Annotated in this window: 15 protein-coding genes; 10 read left to right on the top strand and 5 right to left on the bottom strand. The window is 53.2% G+C overall.

Going from position 1 to position 12,758, the window contains the following annotated elements:
* The first annotated feature begins 122 nt into the window (after positions 1-122).
* Entirely contained in the window at positions 123-437 is a 315-nt protein-coding gene (gene fliE, locus RHN82_RS18695; RefSeq protein WP_003859612.1) for a flagellar hook-basal body complex protein FliE, read from the top strand.
* Positions 438-512: 75 nt separating this feature from the next.
* A complete protein-coding gene (gene yedD / locus RHN82_RS18700) occupies positions 513-926 on the top strand; it encodes a lipoprotein YedD (protein WP_003859613.1) in 414 nt (137 codons plus the stop codon).
* Positions 927-1,028: 102 nt separating this feature from the next.
* On the opposite strand, the gene amyA is transcribed toward yedD, so the two are convergent.
* The 4 genes from amyA to fliD all read right to left on the bottom strand — a co-directional run bounded on the left by amyA (position 1,029) and on the right by fliD (position 4,839).
* Positions 1,029-2,516: an alpha-amylase gene (gene amyA / locus RHN82_RS18705; protein ID WP_003859614.1), complete on the bottom strand. Its 1,488-nt coding sequence runs from the start codon at positions 2,514-2,516 to the stop codon at positions 1,029-1,031.
* A 98-nt stretch (positions 2,517-2,614) separates the two neighbouring features.
* Entirely contained in the window at positions 2,615-2,986 is a 372-nt protein-coding gene (gene fliT, locus RHN82_RS18710) for a flagella biosynthesis regulatory protein FliT (RefSeq protein WP_003859615.1), read from the bottom strand.
* On the bottom strand, positions 2,986-3,396 hold the full coding sequence (gene fliS / locus RHN82_RS18715) for a flagellar export chaperone FliS (RefSeq protein ID WP_003859616.1): 411 nt from the start codon (positions 3,394-3,396) through the stop codon (positions 2,986-2,988). Before fliS ends, fliT begins: the two co-directional genes overlap by 1 nt.
* 30 nt (positions 3,397-3,426) lie before the next feature.
* Positions 3,427-4,839 (bottom strand): flagellar filament capping protein FliD, encoded by a 1,413-nt coding sequence (fliD, locus tag RHN82_RS18720; RefSeq protein ID WP_047053570.1) that lies wholly within the window; start codon positions 4,837-4,839, stop codon positions 3,427-3,429.
* Positions 4,840-5,108: 269 nt separating this feature from the next.
* Between fliD and RHN82_RS18725 the strand changes: the two genes are divergently transcribed.
* From RHN82_RS18725 to sdiA, 8 genes are all read left to right on the top strand, one after another.
* Complete coding sequence (locus RHN82_RS18725) at positions 5,109-6,326, top strand: FliC/FljB family flagellin (RefSeq protein WP_047053571.1); 1,218 nt, start codon at positions 5,109-5,111, stop codon at positions 6,324-6,326.
* Positions 6,327-6,489: 163 nt separating this feature from the next.
* Positions 6,490-7,209 (top strand): RNA polymerase sigma factor FliA, encoded by a 720-nt coding sequence (locus tag RHN82_RS18730; protein ID WP_003859623.1) that lies wholly within the window; start codon positions 6,490-6,492, stop codon positions 7,207-7,209.
* A 54-nt stretch (positions 7,210-7,263) separates the two neighbouring features.
* A complete protein-coding gene (gene fliZ / locus RHN82_RS18735) occupies positions 7,264-7,815 on the top strand; it encodes a flagella biosynthesis regulatory protein FliZ (RefSeq protein ID WP_015570235.1) in 552 nt (183 codons plus the stop codon).
* Positions 7,816-7,901: 86 nt separating this feature from the next.
* Positions 7,902-8,702, top strand: coding sequence for a cystine ABC transporter substrate-binding protein (tcyJ, locus tag RHN82_RS18740; protein WP_047053574.1), 801 nt, complete (start codon positions 7,902-7,904; stop codon positions 8,700-8,702).
* Between the two features lie 103 nt (positions 8,703-8,805).
* Positions 8,806-9,792, top strand: a complete 987-nt coding sequence (gene dcyD / locus RHN82_RS18745; RefSeq protein ID WP_047053576.1) for a D-cysteine desulfhydrase — start codon at positions 8,806-8,808, stop codon at positions 9,790-9,792.
* Positions 9,793-9,813: 21 nt separating this feature from the next.
* Positions 9,814-10,482, top strand: coding sequence for a cystine ABC transporter permease (gene tcyL, locus RHN82_RS18750; protein WP_003859632.1), 669 nt, complete (start codon positions 9,814-9,816; stop codon positions 10,480-10,482).
* A complete protein-coding gene (tcyN, locus tag RHN82_RS18755) occupies positions 10,479-11,231 on the top strand; it encodes an L-cystine ABC transporter ATP-binding protein TcyN (RefSeq protein WP_023306513.1) in 753 nt (250 codons plus the stop codon). The genes tcyL and tcyN overlap by 4 nt, the downstream gene beginning before the upstream one ends.
* Positions 11,232-11,454: 223 nt before the next feature.
* Complete coding sequence (sdiA, locus tag RHN82_RS18760; protein ID WP_017384479.1) at positions 11,455-12,177, top strand: transcriptional regulator SdiA; 723 nt, start codon at positions 11,455-11,457, stop codon at positions 12,175-12,177.
* Between the two features lie 64 nt (positions 12,178-12,241).
* Here the strand turns inward: sdiA and RHN82_RS18765 are convergent, their stop codons facing one another.
* The gene (locus RHN82_RS18765) at positions 12,242-12,466 is read right to left on the bottom strand and encodes a DUF2594 family protein (RefSeq protein ID WP_003859644.1); all 225 of its coding nucleotides are present in this window, start codon (positions 12,464-12,466) and stop codon (positions 12,242-12,244) included.
* Positions 12,467-12,758: the final 292 nt, after the last annotated feature.

Genomic DNA, 12,758 nt, shown 5'->3' on the forward strand with positions numbered 1-12,758 from the left:
TATTTGATGATTCGGGATTTTCTATGCGTCAAATAACCTGGTTTTTTAACGCTATTTACCGCCATTATCTTATTGACAAGCTGTTAGTCTTGACCTCGTAAAAAACCATCCAGGGGAGAGTCATGGCTATACAGGGCATTGAAGGGGTACTCAGTCAGTTACAGGCAACGGCGATGACCGCCCGTAACCAGAGCGTGGCTGACCAGCCGCCGGGCGTCAGTTTCGCCGGTCAACTGCATGCGGCGCTGGACCGGATCAGCGACAAGCAAAACGCGGCCCGTACCCAGGCTGAGAGATTTACCCTTGGCGAGCCCGGCGTGGCGCTCAACGATGTGATGGCCGATCTGCAAAAAGCGTCGGTGTCTTTGCAGATGGGGTTGCAGGTGCGTAACAAGCTGGTGTCGGCATACCAGGAAGTGATGGGGATGCAGGTTTAATCAATACCTATCTTACGCTGGCAGCCTGATGGCTTTAATGCCACAATATTTTTTTCTTCGCATGCAGGAAAGATGATGAAAAAAGTAGCAATTGTGGCTGCGATGCTGACGTTAGCGGGATGTGTTCAGGTCGATAACTATCAGGAAGTAATTAAGCACCCGGTACCTTCGCAACTGGCAGGTTACTGGCAGTCGAAAGGGCCGCAGAGCGCGATGGTGAGCCCGGAAGCGATCGCCACGCTGGTGGTGACGCCAGAGGGAGATACGCTGGATTGCCGTCAGTGGCAGCGCGTTATCGCGGTGCCGGGTAAGATCATGCTGCGTTCAGATGATTATTATAACGTGACCCGTAAGCTGGATGTCTATCCGCTGGAGCGTGATGGAGCGGCGCTGGAGTATGACGGTATGGAACTGTACAAGGTTGATCGTCCAACGGTGGAATGCGCAGATTACCTGAGCAAGAATCCGCTGGAGAGTAAGCTTCCGTAGCGGTAAAAGCAAAACGGCAATCATATTGCCGTTTTTAGGGTTTGCTCCCTCTCCCGGTGGGAGAGGGTCGGGGTGAGGTCATCAGGCCGCACTTTCCCAGCACTACAGCGCGTCCTCAATCACCCAGACGCTGACGCTGCCCCCGTTACAGAAGAACGTTCCTTCGCCATCCGCCGCCGTGGTCACGGTTTCCTCGCGGTTGCCTAAAAAATCACGCCAGGTCTTGTTGCCGTAATTCTCTCCGAGGCAGATCGTCTTCTCGCCGTCATCGCCATTCGACAGCACCACAACACAGCCCGGGTGTTCCTCAGTCCCGCTGCGGCTGAACGCAATACAGTTTGGATGATCGAAAAACAGCGTCTGCACGCCGTGGGCAAAACGCTGCCGGGCGAGGATCAGCTCGTGGAGCTGTTCAATCACCGGCATATCGATGTGATACGTCTCGCCATCCCCGCCGGTGTCGTCATAGCTTGCGCCAAAAAGATCCGGGTAGAACACGCTCGGCACGCCGTTTTCACGCAGCAGGATGAGCGCGTAGGCCAGCGGTTTGAACCAGGCTTCAACCGGGGCTTCCAGCGCCTGCAAGGGTTGGGTGTCGTGGTTGGCAACCAGCGTCACGGCATGGAACGGATCGGCTTCCACCAGCGTACCGGTGAAAATCTGGCTCATATCGTAGTCGCGTCCCTGGCGTGACGCTTCGTGAAATTTCATTTGCAGCGGCGCATCAAACAGCATGGTTTTACCGTCCACCTGATTGATGTAGTGCTGCAATTTATCCACTTCGTGAGACCAGTATTCCGCCACGATAAACAGCGGCTGCGGGGCCACCTCCTGGACGTGCTCAATCCACTCTTTGTAGAACCAGGCCGGGATGTGTTTTACCGCGTCCAGGCGGAAGCCGTCGCAGTGGGTTTGCTCCATCACCCAGCGCGCCCAGTATTTGATCTCCTCCGTCACCGCGTGGTTGCGAAAATCAATATTTTCACCCATCAGATAATCGAAATTGCCCATCTCGTCGTCGACCTGATCGTTCCAGCCTTCGCCGGTGTAGTCGTTCACGATTTTGAAGATACCGTCCTCATTGGGGTTTTCAATGTGGTCGATACCGCTGAAGCATTTGTAATCCCAGATGAACTGCGAATACTGCCCGGCCCGAACGGGGAAGGTGTAGCGCGTCCAGGCTTCACATTCGATGATCTCATCGCTGATTTGGGTGCGATCCTGAGCATCCACGCGCTGCACGCGGACGGGTTCCTTTTCATCGGCCCCCATTTTGTGGTTGACCACCACGTCCAGAAGCACCGCAATCTGGTTGCTTTTTAAGGCATTGATGGCCTCCAGCAGCTGGGCTTTATCGCCGTATTTGGTGGCGACGCTGCCTTTCTGGTCAAACTCACCGAGGTCGAAAAGGTCATAAGAGTCATACCCAACGGAATAGCCGCCGGATGCCCCTTTATATGCTGGCGGTAACCAGACCATATTGATGCCGATTTCGTTCAGGTTGGGGGCTAATGCCGTGACTTCTCGCCACAGTTCACCGCCGGTGGGGTAGTACCAGTGAAAACATTGTAAAAGTGTTGGGTTGCGCATGCACCATCTCCATGAGGTCGCGAAACTCAAGTATGGAGCAGGTTTGGCAGAAATGCCTGGCGAACGAAACGGTTAACGTTTGCCCGCCAGTTAAATGGCTAATTGATATCGCTATTACTTTGCGGAACCAGGACATGACCGCCCTGGTTACCGTAGGTGGAGAGAACGGTTTTCTGGATGGAAGATTGCCCGACCAGCTTCGCCAGCTCATCCATTCTGGCTTGCAGCAACGTTTTTACCTGGCCTTCGTTGTCCAGGATCACCCGCAGCGTCGGGCGAAGCTGCTCCTGAATCTGCGTCGAAGGTTCACTTTCCTGAGTGAGACGAGCCAGTGAGTGCACCGCATTAACATAGTCGGTTTCACAGATGATCAGATCATCCCATAGTCCCTGCCGGGCCAGTCGCAACATCAACTGGCTCTGCTCAAGGAGTTGCTGATAAAGGGCATAAAGTTGCGGTGCGTTACTCATTAGACGGCGTCCTGCATCAGTTGTGGCGTACCGGCAACCTCCTTCCACCCGTCAGCGATATTGCGCAGCAGGTTTTCCACCTCTTCGATGGCGCTGGCGTCGTTATTCACGTTGGCGTGCAGGAGGCGACGTACCATATAGGCATAAAGGGCAATCAGGTTTTGCGTAAGCTCATCACCGTTATTTTCCACCAGGCCAACCTTCAGCCCGTTTTCGATAATGTTGATGGCTTTTGAGAGCGCCAGCCCTTTTGCCGGGATATTACCGTCTGCCAGGAACAGACGCGCGCGTACCAGCGCGCTGAGGGCTCCATCAAATAGCATGATAACCAGTTGCTGCTGGCTGGCGCTCATCACCGCGCTTTCAACTTCTATTTTTGCGTAGGCTTGCGTGCCTTTTGCGCCGTACATGTTATCCCCCTCGGGTCTGATTAGCGTTTACTACTTGTTGCTGGACGTATTTTCGAACTGCTGCGTCAGGTAGCTGCTGGTGTTGTTCAGCGAGGTCATCAGTACGTCCAGCTGGGTAAACTGGGCTTTGTACTGCGCCACTCTTGCGTCAATACGTTCGCTAACTGAGTTATATTGATCCGTCAGCTTGTTCAGCGTTTTGCTGACGCCATCTTTGGCCGCCTGGATAATGCCTTTACTGGAAAGCCAGTCAGTCAGATGGGTGGCCATGGTGGTGGTGATCCCGGTGGTTTTACCGTCACCCACAACCAAATCTTTCACGGCTGCCGGGTTCTCCGCCAGCGCTTTTTTTAGCTTGTCGCTGTCCAGTTCCAGCTTGCCCGTGCTTGGATCTGAAGTAATGCCGACCTGAGAAAGCGTTTTATAGGCGGTTCCGCCGACGGTGTTGCTCAGCATGGTTTTCAGCTGCGTCTGGATAGTACGCAGCGTACTGTCTCCGAGCAGGGCGCCGTTGCTGGAATCCTGCGCATCTGTACCCGCATCAACCGCCGTATATTTGGTTAATGATGCAAAGCTGTCCTGAAGGGTGTTGTAGGCATCCACCCAGGCTTTCATCGCCGTTTCCGCTTTCGACGTATCTTTAGCGATCGTCAGCGTCTGGTTACCGGTAGTGACGTCGTTCAGGTTCAGGGTGATATCTTCCAGCGCATCGCTGATGGTGTTGCTGCTGTTTTCGATATCGACGTTATTCACCTTCAGCTTCGCGTTCTGCGCGGTGACGCTTTCCGTCATGCCGTTGCTGGCGTCGGTGCTGGTGCCGTTGTAACCCATAAAGGATTGCAGGGCGCTGTCGCCGCTCACGCTGATGCTGACCGCGTTGTCCGCCCCGGTTTCGGTGGAGGTGATGGACAGACGATACTGACCATTACCGACGTTAATAATACTGGCGGTCACGCCGGCGTCAGCTTTGTTAATCGCATCGCGAATGCCGGTCAGCGAAGAGTTTGCCGCGCTGATATCGACGGTCACCGGATCTTTACCGTTACCGGCGGTAAAGGTGATCTTGCTGTCAGCCGTGGCAATGGCCGTTTTGGTATCCGGCTGCGCGTTTTTGGTCGTCAGGGTTTGCGCCTGCGCCAGCTGCGACACGCTGATGGTGTATTTACCGGCAATTGCGCTGCCGGTGGTGGTGGCGCTGAATGCCGTGGTGCTGCTCGACGTGCTGGTCGCCGTAAACAGGTCGGCTTTATTCAGCGCGGTGTTGGCGGTCTGAAACGCTTCCAGTGAACTTTTCAACGTGCCGTAAGCGCTCAGCTTGGCGGTATACGATGTCTGTTGTTTGGAAATTGGCGTCAGCTGTGCTTTTTCGGCCGTGGTCAGACTATCCAGAATGTCTGCTAACTTAAGACCCGATCCAATCCCCAATGATGAAATACTTGCCATATTTATTCCTTAATCTATCGACACGTAGAACGAATAGTGGGGTTATCGGCCTTAATGGGGGAAAGTTTACGGTTAATTTCTTTTTTTTAATGGCGGGAATAACGGTAATAGAGAAGAGCTTTTCCGTGGCTAAAAAAATTAACGCGATCCTGAAAAAAAATCTAAAGGTTGTTTTGGACCAGACGATAACACCTTTGACGGCGATGAAGCCGAAGGGTGGAAACCCAAATCTAACCAAACAGATTTGATGAACAACAGGAATCGAAATCATGGCACAGTACATTAATACCAACAGCCTCTCGCTGATCACTCAGAACAACATCAACAAGAACCAGTCCGCTCTGTCTTCTTCTATCGAGCGTCTGTCTTCTGGTCTGCGTATCAACAGCGCGAAAGATGACGCTGCGGGCCAGGCGATTGCTAACCGCTTCACCTCTAACATCAAAGGCCTGACTCAGGCTGCACGTAACGCTAACGACGGTATCTCTGTTGCTCAGACCACTGAAGGCGCGCTGTCTGAAATCAACAACAACTTGCAGCGTGTTCGTGAGCTGACCGTTCAGGCTTCTACCGGTACTAACTCCGCTTCTGACCTGTCTTCAATTCAGGACGAAATCAAATCCCGTCTGTCTGAAATCGACCGCGTATCCGGTCAGACTCAGTTCAACGGCGTGAACGTACTGGCTAAAGACGGTAAAATGTCCATCCAGGTTGGCGCGAACGATGGCGAAACTATCGATATCGACCTGAAAAAAATCGACTCTACTACCCTGGGTCTGAATACCTTTAACGTTACTGGTCCAGTTAGCGCTGCTGGTGAGTTTGGCAAAACAGGTACTGCTACTGCTGTAACCGATTTTACTAAATATTACGGTGCAACTACACAAGTTGCAGATGCAACTGTTGCTGAGAAAGGTGCTGCAAACGACCTGTCAACTCGATTAGGCTTAGGAGCTGGCGGCGCAGCATTTGCTGATGACGTTTTTGCAGATGACAACGGAAATCTGTTTGCCAAGGTAACGATTAAAGCAACTACCGCAGCTGAAAGTAATAACTTAAAAGCTAATGGTTTTGACATCGCCAGTGGTGCACAACAAGATTTTTATGTTGCAATTGATCCTGAATCAGCAGATCTGACAGATCCTACAAAAGCTGCCTTTAAGATTGATACTAAGAACCTGAGTCTGAGCAGCATGACTTCTGGTTCTACTACTGATCCACTGGCTAAACTGGACGAAGCTATCGCGTCCGTAGACAAATTCCGTTCTTCACTGGGTGCGGTTCAGAACCGTCTGAGCTCTGCCGTAACCAACCTGAACAACACCACCACCAACCTGTCTGAAGCGCAGTCCCGTATTCAGGACGCCGACTATGCGACCGAAGTGTCCAACATGTCTAAAGCGCAGATCGTTCAGCAGGCCGGTAACTCCGTGCTGTCCAAAGCTAACCAGGTTCCTCAGCAGGTTCTGTCTCTGCTGCAAGGCTAATCGCCTGTTTAAGCTCAAACCCCGCTTCGGCGGGGTTTTTTCTGTCCGCATTCACGCGTAACCCCCCAAATAACCCCTCATTTCACCCACTATTCACCCGATTAAAACCCCTCCAGAATCGGATAATCATGCCGATAACTCAACTAACGCAGGGCTGTTTATCGTGAATTCACTCTATACCGCTGAAGGTGTAATGGATAAACACTCGCTGTGGCAGCGTTATGTTCCGCTGGTGCGTCACGAAGCATTGCGCCTCCAGGTGCGTTTGCCGGCGAGCGTGGAACTGGACGATCTGCTACAGGCGGGCGGTATCGGGTTATTGAATGCAGTTGACCGGTACGACGCTCTGCAAGGAACGGCATTTACGACTTACGCAGTGCAGCGTATTCGTGGTGCGATGCTGGACGAGCTGCGCAGCCGCGACTGGGTGCCGCGCAGCGTTCGCCGCAACGCGCGCGAAGTGGCGCATGCGATGGGGCAGCTGGAACAGGAGCTGGGGCGCAACGCGACGGAAACCGAAGTGGCGGAGCGTCTGGGCATTCCTGTTGAAGAGTATCGCCAGATGTTGCTCGATACCAATAACAGCCAACTCTTCTCTTATGATGAGTGGCGCGAAGAGCATGGCGATAGCATCGAGCTGGTGACCGATGAACACCAGCAAGAAAACCCGTTACACCATTTACTGGAAGGGAATTTACGCCAGCGCGTGATGGAAGCGATTGAAGCTTTACCGGAACGTGAGCAACTGGTGTTAACCCTCTATTACCAGGAAGAGCTCAATCTCAAAGAGATTGGCGCCGTGCTGGAGGTGGGCGAGTCACGGGTGAGCCAGCTGCACAGCCAGGCCATTAAACGCCTGCGCACAAAACTGGGTAAGTTATAGGTGAGTCATTCGCCTTGGAAATGCCGCACAACGTATTGACAACCAGGAGTTATCATGACGGTGCAGCAATCTAAAAGACGGCCTTTAAGCCGCTACCTGAAAGACTTTAAACACAGCCAGACGCATTGCGCCCACTGTAAAAAATTACTCGACCGCATCACGCTGGTTCGTCGCGGTGAAATCGTGAATAAGATTGCGATTTCCCGCCTCGACACGCTGATGGATGAAGCCGCCTGGCTTGAAGAGCAAAAAGAGTGGGTAGCGCTTTGCCGTTTCTGTGGCGATCTCCATTGCAAAGAGCAAAGCGACTTCTTCGATATTATCGGCTTCAAGCAATTCCTGTTTGAACAAACGGAGATGAGTCACGGCACCGTGCGTGAATACGTGGTTCGCCTGCGCCGCCTGGGTCAGCATTTGACCATGCAAAATATCTCCCGCGATCTGCTGACAACCGGATACCTGGATGAAAATCTGGAGCCCTGGCTGCCCGCCACCAGTACCAACAATTACCGCATCGCGCTGCGAAAGTACGCGCAATATAAAGTCCAGATGCCGGGCGTCATAAAGCAGAAAGTCCGCGCCGGAACAACTTCTGATATATATTAAAAAAGAATAAGATGTAGCGCAGCCGCCTTTGACGTTGCAGGCGATTTCTCTACACTACTCAAAAATTCCACTGTATCGGAGTACTTATGAAATTAGCACTTCTGGGTCGTCAGGCGCTGATGGGGATGATGGCCGTTGCGCTGGTCGCGGGGATGAGCGTGAAAACGTTCGCGGCAGAGAATCTGCTTAACAAAGTCAAAGAGCGCGGCACGCTGCTGGTTGGGCTGGAAGGAACCTATCCTCCGTTCAGCTTCCAGGGCGACGACGGTAAACTGACCGGTTTTGAAGTGGAGTTTGCGCAGGAGCTGGCAAAACACCTCGGCGTTAAAGCCTCCCTGAAACCCACCAAATGGGACGGGATGCTGGCGTCACTGGACTCCAAACGTATTGACGTGGTGATTAACCAGGTAACCATTTCTGACGAGCGTAAGAAGAAGTATGACTTCTCCACGCCGTACACCGTGTCCGGTATTCAGGCGCTGGTGAAGAAAGGTAACGAAGGCAGCATCAAGTCCGCAGCGGATCTGAAAGATAAGAAAGTCGGCGTCGGTCTGGGCACCAACTACGAAGAGTGGCTGCGCCAGAACGTGCAGGGCGTGGACATCCGTACCTACGATGATGACCCGACGAAATACCAGGATCTGCGCGTAGGCCGTATTGACGCCATTCTGGTTGACCGCCTGGCGGCGCTGGATCTGGTGAAGAAAACCAACAATACCCTGGCTGTTGCGGGCGATGCGTTCTCCCGTCAGGAGGCTGGCGTGGCGGTGCGTAAAGGTAACGAGGATCTGCTGAACGCCATCGACGGCGCCATTGCTGAGATGCAGAAAGACGGCAGCCTGAAGGCGCTTTCTGAGAAGTGGTTCGGCGCTGACGTGACGAAATAAGTCTTTGACTGACAAAAAAAGGCGCTTTTAAAAGCGCCTTTTTTATTTCTCGCGCGTCTGCGTGCATAATGAAATAACAATTGTTTGCGTGACCGGAGGAACCATGTCACTACAGAATTTAACGCGCTTTCCCCGTCTGGAATTTATCGGCGCACCCACGCCGCTGGAGTATCTGCCGCGATTTTCTGACTATCTGGGGCGCGATATTTTCATTAAGCGTGACGATGTGACGCCCATGGCGATGGGCGGGAATAAGCTGCGCAAGCTGGAGTTTCTCGCCGCCGATGCCCTGCGCGAAGGGGCGGACACGCTGATCACCGCCGGGGCAATTCAGTCTAACCACGTTCGCCAGACGGCGGCAGTGGCGGCGAAGCTGGGACTCCACTGCGTAGCCCTGCTGGAGAATCCGATCGGGACGCAGGCAGAGAATTACCTGACTAACGGTAACCGTTTGCTGCTGGATCTGTTCAACGTGCAGGTTGAAATGGTCGACGCGTTGACCGACCCGGCTGCACAGCTCGACGAGCTGGCGGCGCGGCTGGAAGCGCAGGGTTTTCGTCCATACGTGATCCCGGTTGGCGGCTCGAATGCGCTGGGTGCCCTCGGCTATGTTGAGAGCGCGCTGGAAATCGCTCAGCAGTGCGAAGGCGCGGTGAGTTTATCCTCGGTGGTGGTGGCGTCCGGCAGTGCGGGAACCCATGCCGGTTTAGCGGTCGGGCTTGAGCAGCTGATGCCAGACGTCGAGCTGATTGGCGTGACCGTTTCCAGAAGCGTTGCGGACCAGAAGCCGAAAGTCGTCACCCTGCAACAGGCGGTGGCTGAACAGCTTGCGCTTCAGGCGAAGGCGGAGATACTGCTGTGGGATGACTATTTCGCGCCGGGCTATGGCACCCCCAATGATGAAGGGATGGAGGCCGTTAAGCTGCTGGCCCGTCTCGAAGGTATTCTGCTCGACCCGGTCTATACCGGTAAGGCAATGGCGGGCCTGATCGACGGCATCGCCCGCAAGCGCTTTAAGGATGAAGGACCCATTTTGTTTGTTCATACTGGCGGAGCGCCTGCGCTGTTTGCCTATCATCCTCATGTCTAAAAATCAGGTAGAAAAATAATAATGCAAGAAAGTATTCAACTGGTTATTGATTCGCTGCCGTTCTTGCTTAAGGGCGCGGTGTTTACTTTACAGCTCAGTATCGGCGGGATGTTCTTCGGGCTGGTGCTCGGGTTTGTGCTGGCACTGATGCGCATGTCGAACATCTGGCCGGTGCGTTGGCTGGCGCGGTTTTACATCTCCGTGTTCCGCGGAACGCCGCTTATCGCCCAGCTGTTTATGATTTACTACGGTCTGCCACAGTTTGGTATTGAGCTGGACCCGATCCCGGCGGCGATGATTGGCCTGTCGCTGAATACGGCGGCGTACACCTCTGAAACGCTGCGTGCGGCGATCTCGTCCATTGATAAAGGGCAGTGGGAAGCGGCGGCCAGTATCGGGATGACCCCGTGGCAGACGCTGCGCCGGGCGATCCTGCCCCAGGCGGCGCGCGTGGCGCTGCCGCCGCTGAGCAACAGCTTTATCAGCCTCGTGAAAGACACCTCCCTTGCGGCGACCATTCAGGTGCCGGAGCTGTTCCGTCAGGCGCAGCTGATCACCTCGCGCACGCTGGAAGTGTTTACCATGTATCTGGCGGCCTCTCTGATTTACTGGGTGATGGCGACGGTGCTGTCCGCTCTGCAAAACTATTTTGAAAACCAGCTTAACCGCCAGGAGCGTGATCCAAAATGAGTGCAATTGACGTCAAAAACCTGGTGAAAAAATTCCACGGGCAAACGGTGCTGCATGGCATTGACCTTGAAGTTGAGCAGGGCGAAGTGGTGGCCATTATCGGCCCGAGCGGATCAGGCAAAACCACGCTGCTGCGCAGCATCAATTTACTGGAGCAGCCCGAAGGCGGGACGATCCGCGTGGGTGATATCACCATTGATACCGGGAAACCCATCAGCCAGCAAAAAGGGCTGATTCGCCGCCTGCGCCAGCATGTCGGCTTCGTGTTCCAGAGCTTTAATCTCTTTCCGCACCGCACGGTGCTGGAAAACATTATTGAAGGGCCGGTCATCGTCAAGGGTGAGCCTAAGGAAGACGCGACGGCCCGCGCCCGCGAGCTGCTGGCGAAGGTTGGCCTGGCAGGGAAGGAGACGAGCTATCCGCGTCGCTTATCTGGCGGGCAGCAGCAGCGTGTCGCCATTGCGCGCGCGCTGGCGATGCGCCCGGATGTGATCCTGTTTGACGAACCTACATCCGCGCTCGATCCTGAGCTGGTCGGGGAAGTACTGAACACGATCCGACAGCTGGCGCAGGAGAAACGCACGATGGTGATTGTGACGCATGAGATGAGCTTCGCCCGCGACGTTGCCGATCGGGCTATTTTTATGGATCAGGGGAGAATAGTTGAGCAGGGGCCGGCTAAAGCGCTGTTTGCCAATCCGCAGCAGCCCCGTACCCGCCAGTTCCTTGAAAAATTCTTAATGCAGTAGCATTTTCGCGTTCAATTTGCTCCAGATGCCGCTTCTGGAGCAAATTATCCTCCCTTAAACTCCGTTCTGTTGCTTTTTTATTCCGCCTGATGTGGATAAGCCATCGCCAAATTAAAGATAATCTCCCTGTGGCCGATATTTTATATAAATAATCATGCTTTATGTGTTAGGTTATATTCACCATAATAATGATTATCTTTATCAGAGGCTTCATTCAGTAAGTATGAGGGATATAGACTTTTTCACCTGGCGACGGGAATGCTTCCTCCGGTTTCAGGAAATGACCTGTGCCGAAGAGGTATATCAGGAACTTCAGCGACAAACGCAGGCGCTTGAATTCGATTATTATGCGCTTTGTGTTCGACACCCTGTGCCATTTACCCGCCCGCGAACCTCCGTCCATTCCAGTTATCCGCAACAATGGATGGCGCAATATCAGTCCGAGAATTATTTCGCCATTGACCCGGTGCTGAAGCCGGAGAATTTCATTCAGGGACATTTGCCCTGGACGGATGAATTATTCACGGATGCCCAGCAATTATGGGACGGCGCGCGGGACCACGGTTTACGCAAGGGAATAACGCAGTGTCTGATGATGCCAAATCATGCGCTCGGATTCCTTTCCGTGTCATGTACCAGCTTACAGGCACACTCGATATCGAGTGAAGAAGTTGAGCTGCGTTTACAAATGCTGGTCCAGATGGCGCTCACTACGCTGCTGCGCTTTGAACATGAGACGGTGATGCCGCCTGAAATGAAATTCAGCAAGCGTGAGCGGGAAATTCTGAAGTGGACCGCAGAAGGGAAGACGTCGGCAGAAATCGCCATCATTCTCTCCATCTCGGAAAATACCGTCAATTTCCATCAAAAGAATATGCAGAAGAAATTCAACGCACCGAATAAGATCCAGATAGCGTGTTATGCCGCGGCGACGGGGCTTATCTGACTGATATCACGTTCTGCGTGTCAGACGAGAAAACGGCTGAATGCTTTGCATCCAGCCGTTTTTGTTACTGGCGGTAGGCTTGTTTAATTTGCTTAACCGTATTGGCAAAAACAGCGGATTCCGCCTGGTCTTCCATCTGCGCGATCTGTTTTTCCATTTTAATGATCACACGACCAGCATCAGCCTGGCCCATCGCCTGTAGCATAAGCGTCAGCAGCGACTTCAGGCAGTTTACTTCCTGTGCCAGTTCCTGGTTATTCTCGGCAGTGGCAAATTCAGGTGTGCTCATTTATTTTCCTCATTATAAAACAGCGCATGAGCGCGACGATGAAAGTTAAGGCGGCGGAGTATACCACAAGCTACGGCAAAAAATGCAGTGGTTGTTTTTTATACTTGTCGCGCCGTGATTATTGGTCGGCGCGGATTATGAAGGTACTCAGTCCAATATGTTAGCGGCAATTAAATGTTTATCCCCGGTTCGTCATTCGTTAATTGTTGTTACAAAAAATCGCGCGCTCTTTTTCGTCAGAGTTAACAACTGTTTTAGTAACTTTTTGAATGTCGATGCTAAAAAATAGCGG

The organism is Enterobacter cloacae complex sp. EB5 (genome assembly GCF_031432835.1).
GTDB lineage: Bacteria > Pseudomonadota > Gammaproteobacteria > Enterobacterales > Enterobacteriaceae > Enterobacter > Enterobacter hormaechei_C.

What these genes read in the sequence shown, in the direction of transcription:
- fliZ (WP_015570235.1), top strand. Translation starts at nt 7,264, where the DNA reads ATGACGGTGCAGCAATCTAAAAGACGGCCTTTAAGCCGCTACCTGAAA.
- RHN82_RS18765 (WP_003859644.1), bottom strand. Translation starts at nt 12,466, where the DNA reads ATGAGCACACCTGAATTTGCCACTGCCGAGAATAACCAGGAACTGGCA.
- RHN82_RS18725 (WP_047053571.1), top strand. Translation starts at nt 5,109, where the DNA reads ATGGCACAGTACATTAATACCAACAGCCTCTCGCTGATCACTCAGAAC.
- tcyL (WP_003859632.1), top strand. Translation starts at nt 9,814, where the DNA reads ATGCAAGAAAGTATTCAACTGGTTATTGATTCGCTGCCGTTCTTGCTT.
- sdiA (WP_017384479.1), top strand. Translation starts at nt 11,455, where the DNA reads ATGAGGGATATAGACTTTTTCACCTGGCGACGGGAATGCTTCCTCCGG.
- fliT (WP_003859615.1), bottom strand. Translation starts at nt 2,986, where the DNA reads ATGAGTAACGCACCGCAACTTTATGCCCTTTATCAGCAACTCCTTGAG.
- dcyD (WP_047053576.1), top strand. Translation starts at nt 8,806, where the DNA reads ATGTCACTACAGAATTTAACGCGCTTTCCCCGTCTGGAATTTATCGGC.
- fliE (WP_003859612.1), top strand. Translation starts at nt 123, where the DNA reads ATGGCTATACAGGGCATTGAAGGGGTACTCAGTCAGTTACAGGCAACG.
- yedD (WP_003859613.1), top strand. Translation starts at nt 513, where the DNA reads ATGAAAAAAGTAGCAATTGTGGCTGCGATGCTGACGTTAGCGGGATGT.
- tcyJ (WP_047053574.1), top strand. Translation starts at nt 7,902, where the DNA reads ATGAAATTAGCACTTCTGGGTCGTCAGGCGCTGATGGGGATGATGGCC.
- fliS (WP_003859616.1), bottom strand. Translation starts at nt 3,396, where the DNA reads ATGTACGGCGCAAAAGGCACGCAAGCCTACGCAAAAATAGAAGTTGAA.
- fliD (WP_047053570.1), bottom strand. Translation starts at nt 4,839, where the DNA reads ATGGCAAGTATTTCATCATTGGGGATTGGATCGGGTCTTAAGTTAGCA.
- amyA (WP_003859614.1), bottom strand. Translation starts at nt 2,516, where the DNA reads ATGCGCAACCCAACACTTTTACAATGTTTTCACTGGTACTACCCCACC.
- tcyN (WP_023306513.1), top strand. Translation starts at nt 10,479, where the DNA reads ATGAGTGCAATTGACGTCAAAAACCTGGTGAAAAAATTCCACGGGCAA.